This window comes from Cryobacterium sp. N22 (genome assembly GCF_002929555.1).
GTDB lineage: Bacteria > Actinomycetota > Actinomycetes > Actinomycetales > Microbacteriaceae > Cryobacterium.
Genome location: NZ_PJJP01000024.1, coordinates 1 through 18,049, shown reverse-complemented (window position 1 = coordinate 18,049; position 18,049 = coordinate 1). Strand labels below are relative to the sequence as shown.

General features: G+C 71.4%; 22 protein-coding genes. 13 read left to right on the top strand and 9 right to left on the bottom strand.

Going from position 1 to position 18,049, the window contains the following annotated elements:
* Window positions 1-3: 3 nt before the first annotated feature.
* Entirely contained in the window at window positions 4-270 is a 267-nt protein-coding gene (locus tag CXY76_RS03510) for a hypothetical protein (protein ID WP_104162878.1), read from the bottom strand.
* An 86-nt stretch (window positions 271-356) separates the two neighbouring features.
* On the opposite strand from CXY76_RS03510, the gene CXY76_RS03505 reads away from it, so the two are divergent.
* Genes CXY76_RS03505 through CXY76_RS03490 form a run of 4 tightly spaced genes read left to right on the top strand, consistent with a single transcriptional unit; the run spans window position 357 to window position 2,952 of the window.
* A complete protein-coding gene (locus CXY76_RS03505; RefSeq protein ID WP_104162877.1) occupies window positions 357-896 on the top strand; it encodes a phosphoribosyltransferase in 540 nt (179 codons plus the stop codon).
* A complete protein-coding gene (locus tag CXY76_RS03500; RefSeq protein WP_104162876.1) occupies window positions 893-1,624 on the top strand; it encodes a Type 1 glutamine amidotransferase-like domain-containing protein in 732 nt (243 codons plus the stop codon). Before CXY76_RS03505 ends, CXY76_RS03500 begins: the two co-directional genes overlap by 4 nt.
* Window positions 1,625-1,628: 4 nt before the next feature.
* A complete protein-coding gene (locus tag CXY76_RS03495) occupies window positions 1,629-2,348 on the top strand; it encodes a uracil-DNA glycosylase (protein WP_104162875.1) in 720 nt (239 codons plus the stop codon).
* A 25-nt stretch (window positions 2,349-2,373) separates the two neighbouring features.
* Complete coding sequence (locus CXY76_RS03490) at window positions 2,374-2,952, top strand: GNAT family N-acetyltransferase (RefSeq protein ID WP_104162874.1); 579 nt, start codon at window positions 2,374-2,376, stop codon at window positions 2,950-2,952.
* Window positions 2,953-2,988: 36 nt separating this feature from the next.
* Here CXY76_RS03490 and CXY76_RS03485 read toward each other — a convergent pair whose 3' ends face one another.
* Complete coding sequence (locus tag CXY76_RS03485; RefSeq protein WP_233199539.1) at window positions 2,989-3,813, bottom strand: SDR family oxidoreductase; 825 nt, start codon at window positions 3,811-3,813, stop codon at window positions 2,989-2,991.
* Window positions 3,814-3,853: 40 nt separating this feature from the next.
* A complete protein-coding gene (locus CXY76_RS03480; protein ID WP_104162873.1) occupies window positions 3,854-4,489 on the bottom strand; it encodes a hypothetical protein in 636 nt (211 codons plus the stop codon).
* Between the two features lie 32 nt (window positions 4,490-4,521).
* Between CXY76_RS03480 and CXY76_RS19810 the strand changes: the two genes are divergently transcribed.
* From CXY76_RS19810 to CXY76_RS03460, 6 genes are all read left to right on the top strand, one after another.
* Window positions 4,522-5,274, top strand: a complete 753-nt coding sequence (locus CXY76_RS19810; protein WP_199190188.1) for an amidase — start codon at window positions 4,522-4,524, stop codon at window positions 5,272-5,274.
* Window positions 5,199-6,017: an amidase family protein gene (locus tag CXY76_RS19805; RefSeq protein WP_199190187.1), complete on the top strand. Its 819-nt coding sequence runs from the start codon at window positions 5,199-5,201 to the stop codon at window positions 6,015-6,017. The genes CXY76_RS19810 and CXY76_RS19805 overlap by 76 nt, the downstream gene beginning before the upstream one ends.
* Window positions 6,018-6,062: 45 nt before the next feature.
* Window positions 6,063-6,527, top strand: a complete 465-nt coding sequence (locus tag CXY76_RS03470; RefSeq protein ID WP_104162872.1) for a Fur family transcriptional regulator — start codon at window positions 6,063-6,065, stop codon at window positions 6,525-6,527.
* Between the two features lie 57 nt (window positions 6,528-6,584).
* A complete protein-coding gene (locus CXY76_RS03465; protein WP_104162871.1) occupies window positions 6,585-8,087 on the top strand; it encodes a catalase in 1,503 nt (500 codons plus the stop codon).
* A 117-nt stretch (window positions 8,088-8,204) separates the two neighbouring features.
* A complete protein-coding gene (locus CXY76_RS19350) occupies window positions 8,205-8,372 on the top strand; it encodes a hypothetical protein (RefSeq protein ID WP_158253831.1) in 168 nt (55 codons plus the stop codon).
* Window positions 8,373-8,445: 73 nt separating this feature from the next.
* A complete protein-coding gene (locus CXY76_RS03460; RefSeq protein ID WP_104162870.1) occupies window positions 8,446-9,384 on the top strand; it encodes a siderophore-interacting protein in 939 nt (312 codons plus the stop codon).
* Here CXY76_RS03460 and CXY76_RS03455 read toward each other — a convergent pair.
* The 6 genes from CXY76_RS03455 to CXY76_RS03430 all read right to left on the bottom strand — a co-directional run bounded on the left by CXY76_RS03455 (window position 9,344) and on the right by CXY76_RS03430 (window position 14,751).
* Entirely contained in the window at window positions 9,344-9,754 is a 411-nt protein-coding gene (locus CXY76_RS03455; RefSeq protein ID WP_104162869.1) for a Fe-S oxidoreductase, read from the bottom strand. The two genes, CXY76_RS03460 and CXY76_RS03455, sit on opposite strands and share 41 nt — an antisense overlap.
* Window positions 9,754-11,280: an NAD(P)/FAD-dependent oxidoreductase gene (locus CXY76_RS03450; protein WP_104162868.1), complete on the bottom strand. Its 1,527-nt coding sequence runs from the start codon at window positions 11,278-11,280 to the stop codon at window positions 9,754-9,756. The genes CXY76_RS03455 and CXY76_RS03450 overlap by 1 nt, the downstream gene beginning before the upstream one ends.
* A 225-nt stretch (window positions 11,281-11,505) precedes the next feature.
* The gene (locus CXY76_RS03445) at window positions 11,506-12,297 is read right to left on the bottom strand and encodes a crotonase/enoyl-CoA hydratase family protein (RefSeq protein WP_104162867.1); all 792 of its coding nucleotides are present in this window, start codon (window positions 12,295-12,297) and stop codon (window positions 11,506-11,508) included.
* Window positions 12,298-12,394: 97 nt separating this feature from the next.
* Complete coding sequence (locus tag CXY76_RS03440) at window positions 12,395-13,228, bottom strand: arginase family protein (RefSeq protein ID WP_104162928.1); 834 nt, start codon at window positions 13,226-13,228, stop codon at window positions 12,395-12,397.
* A gap of 58 nt (window positions 13,229-13,286) precedes the next feature.
* A complete protein-coding gene (locus tag CXY76_RS03435) occupies window positions 13,287-13,946 on the bottom strand; it encodes an NADPH-dependent F420 reductase (RefSeq protein ID WP_104162866.1) in 660 nt (219 codons plus the stop codon).
* A gap of 73 nt (window positions 13,947-14,019) precedes the next feature.
* On the bottom strand, window positions 14,020-14,751 hold the full coding sequence (locus CXY76_RS03430) for a PspA/IM30 family protein (RefSeq protein WP_104162865.1): 732 nt from the start codon (window positions 14,749-14,751) through the stop codon (window positions 14,020-14,022).
* Window positions 14,752-14,866: 115 nt separating this feature from the next.
* On the opposite strand from CXY76_RS03430, the gene CXY76_RS03425 reads away from it, so the two are divergent.
* From CXY76_RS03425 to CXY76_RS03415, 3 genes are read left to right on the top strand one after another with little or no spacing between them, the layout of a single operon-like run.
* Window positions 14,867-15,418 (top strand): alpha/beta hydrolase, encoded by a 552-nt coding sequence (locus CXY76_RS03425; protein WP_104162864.1) that lies wholly within the window; start codon window positions 14,867-14,869, stop codon window positions 15,416-15,418.
* Window positions 15,418-16,749 carry a M20/M25/M40 family metallo-hydrolase gene (locus CXY76_RS03420; RefSeq protein ID WP_104162863.1) on the top strand — a complete coding sequence of 444 codons (1,332 nt, stop codon included), beginning with the start codon at window positions 15,418-15,420 and terminating at the stop codon, window positions 16,747-16,749. The genes CXY76_RS03425 and CXY76_RS03420 overlap by 1 nt, the downstream gene beginning before the upstream one ends.
* Entirely contained in the window at window positions 16,746-17,855 is a 1,110-nt protein-coding gene (locus CXY76_RS03415) for an FAD-dependent oxidoreductase (protein WP_104162862.1), read from the top strand. Before CXY76_RS03420 ends, CXY76_RS03415 begins: the two co-directional genes overlap by 4 nt.
* Window positions 17,856-18,049: the final 194 nt, after the last annotated feature.

The following is an 18,049-nucleotide window of genomic DNA, read 5'->3' as shown; positions in this document are numbered from 1 at the left end:
GGGCTAGGGGGCCATCCCGGACTCGACGGGCACGAATTCCACGTTGTTGGTGGGGTGCACGGTCTTCGCCGGCGCGCGGGAGAAGCCCTTGGCGTCCAGGCGGTTCTCGGCACGGAAGGTGGCCAGGGCCGCGTCGTACAGGTCGTTCAGCCGGGCGCCGGTGTACTCGCCGGTCGTGCCGTCGGTGAAGCGAATCGCGATGGCGGTCTTGCTGGGAAAGTGCCGGTTCATGCGGACGAAACCGTGGGCATCCTGGTGCAGTGTGATCATGTAGCCAGTCTTCCGTATCCGCTCCGGTCACAACACCGGGTCCTTCGTCCGCGCGCTGCGGGCGCCCGAGGTTCTACCATTGACAAATGCAACCCGACCAGCAGCAAACCGCGCCCCCCGCCACCATCGACCCGCCGCGCGAGGTGCTGGAGTGGACCGACTTCGCCGACGCCTCCAGGTCGCTGGCCTCGACGGTTCTGGCCAGCGGCTTCCAGCCCGATGTCGTGATCGCCATCGCCCGCGGCGGACTGCTGCTCGCCGGAGCCATCTCCTACGCCCTCGGCACCAAGAACTGCGGCTCCATCAACGTGGAGTTCTACACCGGCATCGACGAGCGCCTGCCCGAGCCCGTGCTGTCCGGCCCGATGCTCGACGCCCCGGCCCTCGCCGGCCTGCGGGTGCTGCTGGTCGACGACGTCTCGGACTCCGGCCACACCCTCGCCCTCGTTGTCGGCATCCTCAAGGAATCGGCCGGTGAGGTGCGCTCCGCCACCCTGTACACCAAGCCGCGCACCGTGCACGTGCCCGACTTCACCTGGCGGGAGACCGACGGCTGGATCGTCTTCCCCTGGTCGGCGCTGCCGCCCGTCACGGCCACCCCGCTGACCCAGGCGGTCGACGCATGAGCATCCACCTCGTCGGCGGCGGTTGGGCCCCCGAAAACGACACCGAGAACGACTCCGCGGTCTTCGGGCCGTTCCTGGCCGAGGCCGCCCTGCGCGCCGGCGCCGCCGGCCGCACCGAACCCCGCATCGCGATCATCGTGGTGCGGGACGGGGACGGCGACGACCACGCCGCCAAGCTCGTCGCCGCGCTCGAAGCCGCCGGCCCGCTGGAACCCGTCATCACGTCGCTGGCCCTCGACGGCCTCGCGACCCTGCTCGCGGTAGCGGATGCCGACGGCATCGTCATCGGCGGCGGCCTCACCCCCGCCTACCTCACGGCCGTGGCGCCCATCGCCGGCGAGATCCGCCGCCAGGTGGCCGCCGGCATCCCGTACCTGGGCTACTCGGCCGGCGCGATGATCGCGGCCGAACGGGCGCTGCTCGGCGGCTGGCGCATCGGCGGCGTGCCAGTGAGCCCGCAGGAGGCCTCGGAGGAGCTCGACGAGATCACCATCGAGAACGGCATCGGCCTGCTCGACGTGACCGTGGACGTACACGTCGCCCAGTGGGGCACCCTGAGCCGCATGGTCGCCGCCACCGAAGCCGGACTCATCCGCGGCGGCCTCGCCGTGGACGAGGGCACCGTGCTGATCGTGGGCCAGGGCACCCTCGGCGTGGCCGGCGCCGGCAGCGTCTGGACCGTCAGCGAATCCGAGGGCGGGGTGCTGGTCAGCACCTTCGGCGCCTGAGCGGATGGCCGGACCCGCGCCGATCGCGGCGCCGATCGAAGCCGGCTGGGCGCGAGCGTTCGGCCTCCCCGGCGCTGACGGGGCCACAGTCGACGTCAGCACCCTCGCCCCGTTCGCGGCCCCGCTGGCCTTCGCGCGGGCGGAGGCCGCGGCCGGCGAGCAGGTGCTGCCCGCGCCGGAGCAAATCTTGCGCGCCTTCCGGCAGCCGTTCGACGACGTGCGGGTGCTCATCGTGGGCCAGGACCCGTACCCGACCCCCGGGCATCCGGTTGGCCTGGCCTTCTCCGCCGGCCCGGAGGTGCGCCCGGTGCCGCGCAGCCTCGGCAACATCTTCACCGAGCTGCGCGACGACTTACGGCTGCCGACCCCGGCCACCGGCGACCTCACCCCCTGGACCCGGCACGGCGTGCTGCTGCTCAACCGGGTGCTCACGGTACGGGCCGGCGCCGCGGGCTCGCACCGGCGGCACGGCTGGGAGGCCGTGACCGAGCAGGCCATCCGGGCGCTGGCCGCCCGGGGCACGCCGCTGGTTGCGATCCTCTGGGGCAAGGACGCCGAGAGCCTCGTCCCGCTGCTGGGGGACACCCCCACGATAGTTTCGGCGCATCCGAGCCCGCTGTCGGCCCGGCGCGGATTCACCGGATCGCGCCCGTTCAGCCGGGCGAACACGCTGCTGGGCGCGCAGGGTGCGGCACCCATTGACTGGTCGCTGACGGTAATCTGAAGACCATGTGGAGAGGACCCGTCCGGTGTTAGAAGAGGAATACCAGCCGCGCCGACGGCTGCCGCGTCACCTGTCGCCGGCACCGGCGCCCGAGGCGCCGTTCGAGTACGCGCTGCGCGACGCCGTGGAGACCGACCTGCCCGACATCCAGGAGATCTACAACTACTACGTCGCGAACAGCACCGTCACCTTCGACGAGGATGCGATGACGCTCGTCGAGTGGCGCGACAAGTTCCACTACCTCGCCAAGCTCGGCATGCCGTTCATCGTCGCCGAGTCCCCGGCCGGCCAACTGCTCGGCTACGCGCTGGTGAGCCCGTGGAAGCAGAAGAAGGCCTACCGGTTCACCGTCGAGAACTCGATCTACCTGGGCGCCGCGTCCACCGGCAAGGGCCTGGGCCGGGTGCTGCTGGCCGAACTCATCGAGCGGTCCAGGGCCGCCGGCCTCAAGGAGATCATCGCCGTCATCGCCGATCAGGGTGCCGACGCCTCGATCAAGCTGCACCAGGACTTCGGTTTCGAGGAGATCGGCCGGATGGGCAAGGTCGGCTTCAAGTTCGAGCGCTGGCTGGGCACCGTGTTGCTGCAGAAGAGCCTGAAGTAACAGCCCAGCCGTTCAGCAACTCAGCAGTTCAGCAACTCAGCGGCGCGACAACCGCCCGGTCACCGTCACCACGGCGCGCCGGGGCGCCGTGCCCGCCAGCCAGGCGACGACCCGGTTCTGCGTGCCGACGACGGTGTGCGGGGGCGTTGTGGTCGCGTCGAGCGCGGCGAAGGCCGTGTGCATCACCTCGTCGACGCTCATCAGGCGTCGCGGACCGTCCGGTGACCGCCGGGCGACGGCGTAGAACTCGGTCTCGGCGGGGCCGGGGCACACCGCGGTGACCTTGAGGCCGGTGGCCCGGGTCTCGTACCAGAGCGCCTCGGTGAGGCTGAGCACATAGGCTTTGGCGGCCGCGTAGACGGCCAGCCGCGGCACCGGCTGGAACGCCGCTGTGCTGGCCAGGTTCACCAGGGCCGCCCCGTGCGGATGGGCGAGGGCCGCGGCCTGCAGTCCGGGCAGCAGGGCGTGGGTGAGATCGGTCAGCGCCGCCACGTTCACGGCGACCTGGTCGTGCACCCGGTCGGCCGGCGCATCCACCAGGGCGCCGAAAAGGCCGAAGCCGGCGTTGTTGACCAGGGTGGCCACCCGGATGTCGCGCTCGGCCAGGTTCCGCACCAGCTCGGGAACGGCGCCGGGCTCGGCGAGGTCGAGCGGGATCACCGTCGACACGGTGCCGTACTTCTCGGCCAGGTCAACCGCGAGGGCCTCGAGCCTGTCGAGCCGCCGGGCCGTGAGCACCAGGTCGGCTCCGCGGCGGGCGAGTTCGTGTGCGAAGCCCACACCGAGGCCGCTCGAGGCACCGGTGACCAGGGCGGTCGTGCCCATCGGGTTGTACAGCGCGGCAGCTCGGGTGCGGGTCATTCTTCGAGGCTACCCGCGCCGGGGTTTTCACCGCCAGCGATCACATCACCAGCGACAGGTCGACCCTGCCGAGGCTGAGCACCAGCAGCGTCGACCCGGCCCCGCCCACCAACAGCAGCCCGGGATGCGCGAGCCCGATCGCCACGGCGCGGAGCTCCGGCCGGTCGCGCAGGAATTCAGCCGGCACGGCCCGCTGGTCCGGTGTTCGGGCAGGCAGCTGCCGCCAGCCGCGCAACCGGCGCAGGAACCACGCGCAGCGCACAATCAGGGCCAGCCAGAGCACGCCGATCACCACCGGCACCAGCGCGAGGAGAATCGTGAAGCCCAACCCCGTGACGGTTGCCTCGTCGTGGTCGCCGGCCTCCTGGATCCCGGCCTCGATCGAGGCGCTGATCGCCAGCGTCGCGCCCCACACGATGAAGGCCGCGATCAGCGCCAGGAACCGTACGAAGAAATGCGCCAGCACGCTTTCCCGCACCGGCTGCAGGTGACTGCGCGGCGTGGCGGCCAACACGAACAGGGTGGCGGTGAGGGTGGGCAGGGCGGCGAGCAGAATGGCCGGGTACCTGGCCCCGGTGGGCGCCCCGGCCAGTTCCTGCACCAGGATCACGGCGAACCAGAAGAGCACCCAGAGCCAGCCGGCGGTGAGGGGATGCCGCACCAGCCACGGGGTCATGGCGACACTGTAGCCAGAACTAGGCTCGGGGGATGGCCGACCTCTTCGAACTGACCGCCCTCGAGCAGTGGCGGTCGCTGCAGCGGGGCGACATCAGCCCCACCGACCTCACCGAGCACTACCTGGCCCGCATCGACCGGCTCAACCCCGGGCTCGGCGCGTTCGTCACCGTGACCGCGGACGCCGCCCTGGCCCGGGCCCGGTACGTGGAGACCGAGGTGCCCCGCACCGCACCGCTGTGGGGTCTGCCCTTCGGTGACAAGGACCTGCAGCTGCGCGCCGGCGTGCCGGCGCGGTTGGGCTCCCGGCTGATGCGGGACAACGTGCCGGAGACCAGCGACCTGCTCGTGCAGGCCCTCGACACCGCCGGCGGTATCAGCCTGGGCAAGACCAACACGCCCGAGTTCGGCCTGCCCTCGTACACCGAGAGCCTGGCCGCCCCGCCGGCCCGCAACCCCTGGAACCCCGAGTTGGGCGCCGGCGGTTCCAGCGGCGGCGCGGCCGTGGCGGTGGCCGCCCGGATGCTGCCCTTCGCGCCCGGCAGTGACGGCGGCGGGTCCGTGCGGATCCCCGCCGCCGCCTGCGGGCTGGTCGGCGTCAAGCCGTCCCGCGGCCGGATCCCCGCGGCGAGCGGCCTCGACGTGCCCGGCGGCCTGCCGGTGGCCGGCCCGTTGGCCCGCACCGTTGCGGATGCGNGAGCGGCCTCGACGTGCCCGGCGGCCTGCCGGTGGCCGGCCCGTTGGCCCGCACCGTTGCGGATGCGGCCCTGCTGCTGGACGCCATGATCGCGCCGGCCGGCGGCCGGCCCGAGCATCCGTTCGCGGTGCGCGCGCCAGGGGGAGACGAGCAGCTGCTCGGCGCCGCCATCCGCGGTGAAGGCCGCTACCAGCTGGGCGTGATGACCACCTCGGCCTGGGACGACGCCTACGAGATCAACCTGGCCCCCGAGGCGCTCGCCGCACTCACCGAGGCCGTGGACGGCTTCGCCGCGATGGGGCACGGCATCGAACAGACCGCCCTGGTGGCAGACCCGAGCTACGCGCCGGCGTTCCGGGCGCTGTGGCAGCTCAGCGCGGCCCGGATCCCCGCCGAGACTCCGGAGCAGGAGGCCCTGCTCGAACCCCTCACCCGGTGGCTGCTGCACCGCGGCCGCGAGCTGACCGGGCGGGCGGTGGCCGAGGCGCTGAGCGCGCTGGCCGCGTACGAGCGGTCGTTCATCGGCCAGTTGGCCCGCTTCGACGCCGTGCTCACGCCCGCGCTGGCGCTGACGCCACGGCCGGTGGGCTGGTACGACGCCGCCGACGGCGAACGCAACTTCGCCCAGCAGGTGCAGTACACGCCGTTCACCTCGATGGTCAACGTCTGCGGGCTGCCGGCGATCACGCTGCCCGTCTCGGTCACCGCCGAGGGCCTGCCGATGGGTGTGCAGCTGATCGGCCGGCCGGGCGGCGAAGCCACCCTGCTGGCCCTTGGGGCGCAGCTGGAACGCACGCTCCGCTGGCAGGACCGGATGCCGCATTTGTTTTGAGTAATTCAAAACAACTGCTACCGTTGAGGAATGCAGACACACGGAATGGACGACCAGGCGGCGCACGCCGCCCTCGACCACGCCGCTGACCATGCCGCCGAGATCCGCGCCGCGGGGCTCAAGGTCACCGTACCCCGGCTCGCCGTGCTGAGCGGGCTCGCCGAGTCTCCGCACGCCACCGCCGACCAGCTCTTCGAGACCGTCAGCAGGCAGCTGCCCGGCACCTCGCTGCAGGCGGTCTACGGTGTGCTCGGCGCCTTCAACACGGCCGGCCTGGTGCGCCGCATCGAACCGGCCGGCTCCGCCGCGCTGTTCGAGCGCCGGGTGGGCGACAACCACCACCACATCGTCTGCACCAACTGCCACAGCGTGCGCGACGTGGAGTGCGTGACCGGCGAAGCCCCCTGCCTGACCCCGTCGGACACCGCCGGCTTCATCGTGCAGACCGCCGAGGTCACCTTCTGGGGCCTCTGCCCGGACTGCCAGGCCGGCACGACCGGCATCCACTGACTTCGAACACTGACTTCTCACGACGCGAACGACCTGCACATGACACGAAGGAGCACCATGACAACACTGCCCCCCACCACCACCCAGACCGGAACCCCGGTTCCCAGCGACGAGCACTCCCTCACCGCCGGCGCCGACGGCGTCACCGCCCTGCACGACCGCTACCTGGTGGAGAAGCTCGCCCAGTTCAACCGCGAGCGCATCCCGGAGCGCATCGTGCACGCCAAGGGCGGCGGAGCACACGGTGTCTTCGAGGTCACCGGCGACGTCTCCGCGTACACCCGCGCGAGCCTGTTCCAGCCCGGCGCCCGCACCGACACCCTGCAGCGCTTCTCCAGCGTCGCCGGTGAGATGGGCAGCCCCGACACCTGGCGCGACGTGCGCGGCTTCTCGGTGAAGTTCTACACCCAGGAGGGCAACTACGACATCGTCGGGAACAACACCCCGGTGTTCTTCATCCGCGACGGCATCAAGTTCCCCGACTTCATCCACTCGCAGAAGCGCCTGCCCGGCTCGGGCCTCCGCGACGCCAACATGCAGTGGGACTTCTGGACCCTCTCGCCCGAGTCCGCACACCAGGTCACCTACCTGATGGGCGACCGCGGCCTGCCGCGCTCCTGGCGCACCATGCCCGGCTTCGGCTCGCACACCTACCAGTGGATCAACGCCGCCGGTGAACGCTTCTGGGTGAAGTACCACTTCACCTCCAACCAGGGCAACATCGAAATGGAAGGAGCGGAGGCCGAGCTCATCGCCGGCGCCGACGCCGACTACTACCGCCGCGACCTCTACGAGGCCATCGACGCCGGCGACTTCCCGTCCTGGGACGTGCACGTGCAGGTCATGCCCTACGAAGAGGGCAAGACCTACCGGTTCAACCCGTTCGACCTCACCAAGGTCTGGCCGCACGCGGACTTCCCGCTGATCAAGGTGGGCACGCACACGCTCAACCGCAACCCGGGCAACTTCTTCGCCGAGATCGAACAGGCCGCGTTCTCGCCGGCCAACTTCGTGCCCGGCATCGCGGCCAGCCCCGACAAAATGCTGATGGCCCGCATCTTCTCCTACCCGGACGCGCAGCGGTACCGCGTGGGCACCAACTACAACCAGCTGCCGGTGAACGCGCCCATCTCGCCGGTGAACAACTACTCGCAGGATGGCGCCGCCCGCTACTCCTTCAACGACGCCAGCGTGCCGGTCTACGCGCCGAACTCGTTCGGCGGCCCCGTCGCCGATGAGGCCCTCGCCGGCGACGGCAGCTGGGAGTTCGACGGTGCGTTGGTGCGCAGCGCCGCCACCCTCCGCGCCGAGGACGACGACTTCGGCCAGGCCGGCACCCTGTACCGCGAGGTCTACGACGACGCGGCCAAGGCCCGGTTCCTCGAGACGATCACCGGCGCTGTCGGTGGCGTCACCCACCCCGAGATCCGGGAACGCGCCATCCAGTACTGGACGAACGTGGACTCCACCCTCGGCGCGAGCCTGCGACTGAACCTGGCCGGCGACCGAGCGGATGGCTCCGCCAACGTTGCCGCCGAGTTCGTCGGCGTCGGGGAGTAACACCCGCATCACTCGCGCGGCCGGCTTCGGCCGGCCGCGCGGTCTTTTTTCACACACCACCACCAGCACGCGTCCAATGAAGCTCTGCGTCGACCAGCACCACCCGACAGGAGCATCATGAATTCCTACATCAGCATCGCCGGCCCCCGCACCGATCGCACCGGCGAACCGGCCGGCTACGTCAGCAGCGGACGTCCCGCCGCGATCCCCACCGGCTATGTGACCCCGGTCACACGACGCGGCACCGGCAGCTACATCCACAGCGAATGGGTCACCGCCGCGTAACACTCGGCCTCGTGCACCCGCCAGGGAAAAACCCGGCGGGTGCACGTTAGGTTAGGCATGCCATACTAAGGGCATGCTTACGTCGACAGTCGCTTCCGAGCAGGCACCCGCACGCGTGCGGGCGCCGCGCCCCAGCTACCGCCCGTTCTCCGTCTCGGTGGCCCGCGTGCAACGCCTGTCGACCAATTTCACCCGGGTCACCTTCACGGGCCCCGACCTGCATGAATTCGGCACCGCCGGCCTCGACCAGCGCATCAAGATCGTCCTGCCGCTGCCCGGGGTCGGCGTCTCTGCGTTCCCGCGGAACGACTCCTGGTACGACACCTGGCGCGACCTGCCGGACGAACGCCGCAATCCCATCCGCACCTACACGGTGCGGCACGCCCGCCCCGAGCACCGCGAGGTCGACATCGACTTCGTCACCCACGGTGACGCCGGCCCCGCCTCGCGCTGGGTGCGCGCCGCCAACGTCGGTGACGAGGTCGCCATCGTCGGACCGGTCGCAGCCGGGGACAATCCCACTGTCGGCATCGAATGGGCCCCCGGCAACGCCAACACTGTGCTGCTCGCGGGCGACGAGACCGCCGCCCCGGCGATCTGCGCCATCCTCTCCGCCCTGCCCCGCACGGCACGGGGCTGCGCCTACATCGAGGTGCCCGAAGCCGGCGACGCCCACGAGACGAACGCGCCGGATGGCGTCACCGTCACCTGGCTGCCCCGCAACGGCGCCGGCCACGGCTCGGCGCTCGAATCCGCCGTTCGGGGCTGGACGGCCCGGTTCATCACCGCGCACCACAGCGGTACCGACCTGCCCGACATCGACATCGACGAGTCGATCCTCTGGGAGGTGTCGGACGGTTCGGCTCTCGACGGGGAGCTCTACGCTTGGCTGGCCGGTGAAGCCGGCGTGATCAAGCGCCTGCGCCGCTTCCTCGTCTCCGAGGTCGGCATCAACCGCCGCCAGGTGGCGTTCATGGGGTACTGGCGCGACGGTCGCGCTGAGCACGCGTAGCCGCACGCTTCGGGCGCAGGTAGCCGCCCTTCTCCAGCCCCGCCTCGATCTCGAACCGGTTCTTCAGCGGGTCCCGCCCGGCGAGCAGGTACAGCAGCGGGAAGAGCATGCCGTAGCGCTGCCACTGCACCTTGTGCACGGCCTCGTGCTCGAGCACATCCGCCGTCACGTTCTGGTTGGTCAGGTAGACGGCGCCCACGCAGGATCCGCCGCGGCCGAACGACCAGGCGGGCAGACCGCGAAACACGAACAAGCCGTTCCGGCGTTCGACGCGGCCGGTGCTCCAGATCGCGCCCCAGACCAGGCCCACGGCGGTGGCGTACAGGTAGCCGGCCCGGCTCAGCGGAGAATCGAACAGGATCCGCCGCATCACAGGCTCCGGTCGGTGGTGGCCGGCGGTCGGCCGTAGGTCTCGAGCAGCCGCAGCCAGACCTCGCTGAGGGTCGGGTAACTGGGCACCGCGTGCCAGAGCCGGCTGATCGGCACCTCGCCGACCACGGCGATGGTGGCCGCGTGCAGCAGCTCGCCGACGCCGGCGCCCACGAAGGTGACACCCAGGAGCACCTCGGTGTCGAGGTCGACGATGGCGCGGGCCCGCCCGGTGTAGTCGTCCGCCAGCACGCTCGCACCGGCCACCCCGGCGAGGTCGTAGTCGAGCACCCGGATGCGGTAGCCGGCGAGCTCGGCCGCCGCGGCGGTCAGCCCGACCGAGGCCACCTCGGGGTCGGTGAAGGTGACCTGCGGCACCGCGGCATGATCGGCCGTGGCCACGTGGGTGCCCCACGGGGCGTCGTCGACGATCCCGCCTGTCGCGCGGGCGGCGATGACGTCGCCGGCGGCCCGCGCCTGGTACTTGCCCTGGTGGGTGAGCAGGGCCCGGTGGTTGACGTCGCCGGTGGCGTAGAGCCAGTCCCCGGCCAGCGCGGCGGAGTCGCCCGTGACCAGCAGGGTGTCGTCCACGTCGACCCAGTCGCCGGGGGTGAGGCCCACAGTCTCCAGGCCGAGGTCCAGGCTGCGCGGCACCCGGCCGGTGGCCACGAGCACCTCGTCGGCCGTGACCGTGCGGCCGTCCGCGAGCACCAGGGCCACCTGGCCGGAGTCGATGCGGCGGGCGGCGGTGGGGCTGGCGCCGGTGAGCACCTCAACGCCCGCGTCGGAGAGGGCGGCGGCCACCAGCTCGCCGGCGAACGGCTCCTGGTCGCGCAGCAGGGAGCTGCGCACGAGCAGGGTCACCTCGGCGCCCAGCGACCGGTAGGCGGCGGCCATCTCCACGGCGACGACCCCGCCGCCGATGATGGCGAGGTGGTCGGGAATCCCGGTCGCCGAGGTGGCGTCCCGGCTGGTCCACGGGTGCACGTCGGCCAGGCCGTCGATGTCGGGCAGCAGGGCGCTGGAGCCGGTGCTGAGCACCACGGCGTGCGCGGCAGTGACGACCACCGGGCCATCCGGCGTCTGCACGGTGACCTCGCGCACGCCGCTGAGCCTGGCGTGGCCGCGCAGCAGGTCGATGCCCGCGGAGGCCAGCCAGTCGGCCTGGCTGTCGTCGTTCCAGTCGTGGGTGAAGGTGGTGCGGCGCCCCAGCACGGCCGCCACATCGAGCTGCCCGGTGACCGCTTCGGCCGCGCCGGCCACGCGGCGGGCCGCGGCGAGGGCGGCGCCGCTGCGCAGCAGCACCTTGGAGGGCATGCAGGCCCAGTAGGAGCACTCGCCGCCGACGAGTTCGGCCTCAACGATGAGTGTGCGGAGGCCCCCCTGCACGGTGCGGTCGGCCACGTTCTCGCCCACGGCGCCGGCGCCGATCACGATGACGTCGTAGCTGCGGCGGGCATTGTTGCCGGTGGGTTTGGCGGCGGATGTCGAGGTCTGGGTGGAGGACGTCGCTGCAGAGTCGGTCATCGTCGCAGCCTACCGACCGTTCCCGGGAGGAATCCAGAGTTGAGGAGACTGGAGGCCTGCCGCACCGCCGAGGCGGGCCGCGAGATGACACCTGAGGCCCCCTGGAGCATCCATAACGGGCCTCAACTGCCCTCTCGCCCGAAGCCACTCCCGCGAGAAGACAGTTCAGGCCGCTTGGGGCGCTCGTGCCAGGCCCCAACTGCCCTCTCGGCGTCGGCAGCTATCTCAGCGACCCTGGAACGCGGCGGGCTGGCGGGAGAGGAACGCCTCCATGCCGATGCGGGCATCCGTGGAGGCGGCCAGCCGGGCCAGGGCGGGCTGCAGCTCGGCCTCGGCCGCCGCGGGCCCGTCGCGGAGCGCCGTGCGGGCGCTGGCGAGGGTGGCCTGCACGGCCAGCGGCGCCTGGGCGGCGATGCGCTCGGCGAGTTCGATGGCCCTGTGCAGCTCGCGACCGTTCGGCACGATCTCCTGCACCAGGCCCATCCGGTGCGCCTCCCTGGCGTCGAACATGTCACCGGTGAGCAGCCAGCGCATGGCGTTGCCCCAGCCGGCGGCGCGGGGAAACCGGATCGTGGCGCCGCCGAACGGCAGGATGCCGCGGCTCACCTCGATCTGGCCGAACCGGGTGGACTCCGCGGCGACGACGATGTCGCTGGCCAGCATCAGCTCGATGCCCAGCGTGAGGCAGGTGCCCTGCACGGCGATCACGACGGGTTTGCTCAGCGCGGTGCCCTCGACCTGCCACGGGTTGATGCCGCCCTCCGGCACGATGTCCAAGCCGTCCGGCCCGAGCCTGGGGCCCACGTCGGCCAGGTCCAGCCCGGCGGTGAAATGCTCGCCGAGAGCGTGCACCACACCCACGCGCAGCTCGGGGTCCCGCTCCAGCTCCCCGTAGGCCAGCGCGAGCTGCTGCAGCATCGCGAAGTCCGCCGCGTTGCGCTTCGAGGCGCGGTCCAGCCCGATGAGCAGCAGGTGCCCCCGCCGCTCGGTCACGACTCTCAAGTCATCCGTGGTCATGGTTGATCTCCTTCGATCAGGCAAGCCCGCGAACCGTGAGAAAAGCACCGAAAACCTCGAGTTTTGGGGGCTTAGCTCACAGTTCGCGAGGGGGTCGTTAGCGGGTGAGGGCGCTGATGATGCGCAGGATGCTGGGCAGGTCGTCGTTGGCGGCCTCGGGGGAGGAGGGCGCGAAGCCGGCGATGGTGGCGCCGGCCAGCGCGAATTCGGCGCGGAGGGCCGTGATCGCGGCGGTGAGGCCGTCCACGGCCAGGCCGAACGGGTAGATGTTCGACAGGCCCACGATCGTGGCCGGATCGAGCACGTCGAGGTCGATGTGCAGGTACACGTGCGCGGCGCCCGTGCGCTTGACCGCGGCCACGACGGCCGCCGGGGTGCCGAAATCCTCCACCGGCACCAGGGGGATGCCCTGCTCGGTGATGTAGACGTCCTCGGCCGGGTCGATGTCGCGCACGCCGGCCAGCACCACCCGGTCTGGTGTGAGCCGGGTCTCGGCGTCGAGGGCGAGGCCGTCGACACCGTCGCCGAGGATGGCGCGCAGCACCATGCCGCCGAAGCCGCCGGACTGCGACGACTCGCTGGTGTGCAGATCGGGGTGGGCGTCGAACCAGACCAGCGCGACGTCACCGGGGTGCCGGCGGGAGGCGTGCTCGACGGCGCCGAAGGACACCCCGCAGTCGCCGCCGATGGTGAGCACCGACTCCGAGCTGGCCCGCAGCACGGCCAGCTGGCGGTCACGCACCGTCAGCAGCGACGAGAACCGGTGGATGCCGGTGTCCAGAGCGTCGCCCGCTTCGGCGGGCACGTCCACGGGATAGGTGACCGAGGAGGGCAGGTCGCCCTGGATCGCCTCGGCCCCGTCGACCAGGCGCATCGCGCGCGGAGAAACCGAACCTTGCCACTGCGGCACGACCACGTAGTTGGGGGACACCACCCCAGTATGCCCCTCGGCCCGGGCCCGGCGCATCTGCCAGTTCGGGGGCGCGCGCCTAGACCGCCTGCGGCATGTCCCGGTAGCGGATGGCCGTACTCACCGCCTCGCGCAACTCGAATTCGTCCATTCGCGGGCCGTAGCCCGGGGTGTCGCGCTGGATCCGCCAGCCCTCGTTCAGCGGGCCGAGGTCGACGGTGTCGAAGCCGAAGTCGTCCAGCAGCGCCGTGACGGCCGCGCGGGCCTCGGGGTCGTTGCCGGCGATGACGAGAGCGCGGCGATCGGCCGAGCCGGCCGGCTGGCCGTCGGTGGTGAGGTCTGCGGCATAGATGTGGTTGAACGCCTTCACGACCCGGGCGTCCGGCAGCAGGTCCTGCAACAGTTCGGCGGTCGTGGAGGTCTCCTCGTCGAGGGCCACGATGTTGCCGTCGCGCTGGGGATAGTAGTTGTTGGTGTCGATCACGGTCTTGCCGGCCAGTTCGGGCAGCGGCAACGTGTCGATCTGGTGCAACGGAATCGTGACGATCACCAGGTCCCCGGCCGCGGCGGCCTCCGCGGGCAGGGCGGCGCGGGCCCGCGGGCCCAGTTCGGCCACCAGGCCGTCGAGGGTGGCCGGGCCGCGGGAGTTGCTCACCACGACGTCGTATCCGTTGGCCACACCGAGGCGGGCGAGCTGGCTGCCGATATGACCGGCACCGATGATTCCGAGAGTAGTCATGGGGGTGACAATACAGAACGGCCCCGGGGTATTCCCGTGGCCGTTCCGGATTCACGCTGTGTGACGCGGTGCGCTACTGCTCGATCGAGGAGGGCGAGCCGGACTTGAGCGCGGCGAGGCGGGCATCCACCTCGGTGAGCTCACCGAGGTCGTCGAGGCTCTCGAACTGGGCGTCGAGGCTGGATGCGGCGAGCTCGCTGGCGCCACGTACCTTGGCCTCTTCGCGGCGGATCTTCTCCTCGAACCGGCTGACCTCGCTGGTGGGGTCCATCATGTCGATGCTCTTCACGGCATCCATCACCTGCGACTGGGCGGCCGCCGTCTTGGACCGGGCAATGAGTTCGCTGCGCTTGGCGGTGAGCTGGCCCAGCTTGGTCTTCATGGTGTTCAGGCCGGTCTTGAGCTGCTCCACGACGGCGGTCTGGCTGGCAATCTGCGGTTCGGCGTCCTTCGCCTCCTTCTCGGACTGCAGCTGGCGGCCGAGGGCCACCTTGGCCAGGTTGTCGAACTTGTCGGCGTCGACCGCGTTGCCCGCGGTGCGCAGTTCGTCGGCCTTGCGGCTGGCGGCGAGGGCTTTGCGGCCCCACTCGCCGGCGGCCTGAACGTCTTCGCGGTGGTCGTCTTCGAGCATGCGCAGGTTGCCGATGGTCTCTGCGATCGCGCTCTCGGCGTCGGCGATGCTGTTGGTGAAGTCCCGCACCATCTGGTCGAGCATCTTCTGGGGGTCTTCCGCGGAGTCCAGCAGTGCGTTGATGTTCGCCCGGGTGAGCTGGGCGATGCGGCCGAAGATCGACTGCTTGGTCATGTGAGTGTCCTTTCGAAGGGTGTCAACGCTTAGAAGCTACCGCGTTCCCCTCCAGATGTGCCTGTGTGACCAGCCGTCCGGCGGAGAACAATGATCAGTGGATAGTGTGTGTTGCATGCCGACCCCTCTGAGCCTGACGATCGTGCCGGGCATCAACGACTCCAATGCGAAGCACTGGCAGTCCCGCTGGCAGGCCACCCAGACGGATGCCGTGCGCATCCGCCCGGCCTCGTGGGACGAACCGGACCTGGAGAACTGGATCGCCGCCGTGGACGCCGCCGTCGGCACACCGGACACGATTCTCGTGGCGCACAGCCTGGGTTGCCTGGCCGCCGCGGCCTGGCTGGCGCGGAACCCCGGCCGGGTGCGCGGCGCCCTGCTGGTGGCCCCGCCGGATCGGTTCGGACCCCAGTTCCCGCAGGCGGCCCCGAGCTTCCGTTTAGCCGAACCGGTCCTGCTCGGCGTCCCCGCTCTGGTGATCGCCAGCGCCAACGACCCGTATTGCGCCCTCGGCACCGCGCGTACCCTGGCGGCCGCGTGGGGCGCCGGCTTCGTCGAGGTGGGCAGTGTCGGGCACATCAACAGCGCCAGCAACCTCGGCGCCTGGCCGGCCGGCCGCGCGCTGCTGGACGAGTTCGCCGAGAGCCTGGCGGGGGCGGTGCGCTGATGACCGACCCGGATGTGCTGACCCGCCAGACCGTCGACCTGCTGCGCGATCTCATCCGCAACGCCTGCGTGAACGACGGCACCGCCGACTCCGGCGGCGAGATCCGCAGCGTGCGCACCCTGGAGGGTTTCTTCGCCGGCTCCGGACTCGAGCTCGAGGTGGTGGAACCGCACCCCGGCCGGGCGTCGCTGATCGCCCGCCTCCGGGGCACCGACACGACCGCCCCGTCGCTCGCGCTGGTCGGTCACACCGACGTCGTGCCGGTGGACCGGGACGGCTGGAGCCGCGACCCGTTCGCCGCGGAGCTCATCGACGGCGAAATCTGGGGCCGCGGCGCCCTCGACATGCTCTACCTCACCGCCAGCTACGCCGTCGTGATCCGTGACCTCGCCATGGGGCCGTTCCGGCCGCGCGGGGACCTGATCTTCGCGGCCGTCGCCGACGAGGAGAGCGGCAGCCGGCACGGGGTGGGCTGGCTGACCGAGCACCGGCTCGACCTCATCGACGCCTCCTGTGTGCTCACCGAATCCGGCGGCGCGCCCGTGGGTGTGCGGCCGTCGATCACTACCACGGTGGGGGAGAAGGGCATCGCCGGCCGCCGCCTGGTGGTGCACGGCACCCCCGGCCACGGCTCCGCGCCCTGGGGCGCCCGCAACGCCGCCGTGATCGCCGCCGAGGCCGTGACCCGGTTGGCCCGGTTCGAGGCGCCCGTTCAGATCACCGCGGACTGGCGGCACTATGTCGAGGTGCTGGGGCTGCCCGCCGAGCTGGCCGAGCGGCTCACCGACCCGGCCCGCATCGACGACGCCGTGCACGAGCTGGGCACCCTGGCCGGCTTCGCGCACGCCTCCAGCCACACCACCATCTCGCCCAACATCCTGCGCGCCGGCACTAAGGAAAACGTCATCCCGTCGCTGGCCACGGTCGACCTCGATATCCGGGTGCTGCCCGGCACCGACGCCGGCCAGGTGGACGCCTACCTGCGCCATGCCCTCGGCGAGCTGATGGTCGACATCGAGATCGTCGGCGACAGGTTCGAGGCCGCCACCCGCTCGCCCGTTGACACCCCGCTGTTCGCCGCGCTCAGCTCCGCGGTCGCCCGCGCCTACCCGAACGCCGACCTGCTGCCGGTGCTCAGCGTCGGCGGCTCTGACGCCCGCTTCTACCGGCGCCGCGGTGTCCCCGCCTACGGCTTCGGCCTGCTCAGCCCGCGCTGGGACTACGGCACCTTCCGGATGCTGTTCCACGGCAACGACGAACGCATCGACGTGGCCTCGATCGCCCTCACCGTCGCCGCCCTCGACTTCACAGTGCGCGAGGTTCTCGGATGACCACCCGGGTCGACACCCTGGTGCTCGGCGGCGGGGCCATGGGCTCCGCGGCCGCCTGGGAGCTGGCCCGCCGCGGCCGCGAGGTGACCCTGTTGGAACGCTTCGACCGGGGGCACACCACCGGCGCCTCGCACGGCGCCTCCCGCAACTTCAACCTCAGCTACTCCGACCCCACCTATGTGGCCATGCTCGTGGAGGCGCTGCGGCTGTGGCGCGAGCTCGAGGACGACACCGACACCCGGCTGCTCGAGCAGGTGGGCCTGGTCAACCACGGTCAGGGCCAGCCTTTCGCCGCGGTGCAGGCGGCCCTGTCGGCCGTGGGGTTCGATCCCGAGATGCTGGCCGTCGACGCCGCGCGGGAACGCTGGCCGGGCATCCGTTTCGACACCGAGGTGCTCTACACGCCGGAGGCCGGCCGGCTGAACGCGGATGCGTCGGTCGACGCGCTGCAGGCCGCGGCGGCCGCCCACGGGGCGCGCATCGAGCACGGAATGCCCGCCACCCGCCTCACCGTTCTCGGCGACGACAGGGTGCTCGTGGCCACCGACTCCGAGCAGTTCGAGGCCAAACGGGTCATTGTCACCCTCGGCGCCTGGACCGACACCCTGCTCGCCGGGCTGCTGCCGTTGCCGCGCCTGGTGGTCACCCAGGAGCAGCCGGCGCACTTCGCCGTGCTCGACACCAGCTTCGCCTGGCCGGGCTTCAACCACGGCTACCGGCCCGGCACCCCCGGCTACGAGTACTGGCGGTCGCCGGTCTACGGCATGCACACTCCCGGCGAGGGCATCAAGGCCGGCTGGCACGGCGTCGGCCCTGTCGTCGACCCCGACCACCGTAACTTCGCCGCCGAGCCGGAGCAGCTGCTGGCCCTGCGCCGGTACGCCCGCGAATGGCTGCCCGGCGCCGACCCCGACAGCTTCGCCGAGATCAGCTGCACCTACACGACCACGCCGGATTCGAACTTCGTGCTCGACCGGCGCGGCCCCGTCATCGTGGGCGCCGGCTTCTCCGGCCACGGCTTCAAGTTCACCCCCACCGTCGGTCGCATCCTCGCCGACCTCACGGTCGACATCCCGGCCCCGGCGCTGTTCGCCCTCGGTCGCTAGCCCGCAACGGGGCAGCGAGATGACACTTCGGGCCCCCTGAGGCGCTCGCAATGGACGTCAACTGTCATCTCGCGGAGAGGCGCGCGTGCGGCCTAGAAGCGGCCGCCGCCGCCGCGCCGGCCACGGGTGCCGCTGCCGCCGAAGCTGCCGGGGCGTCCGCCGCCGCCGAAGCCGCCGCCACTGCTGCGCCGGCC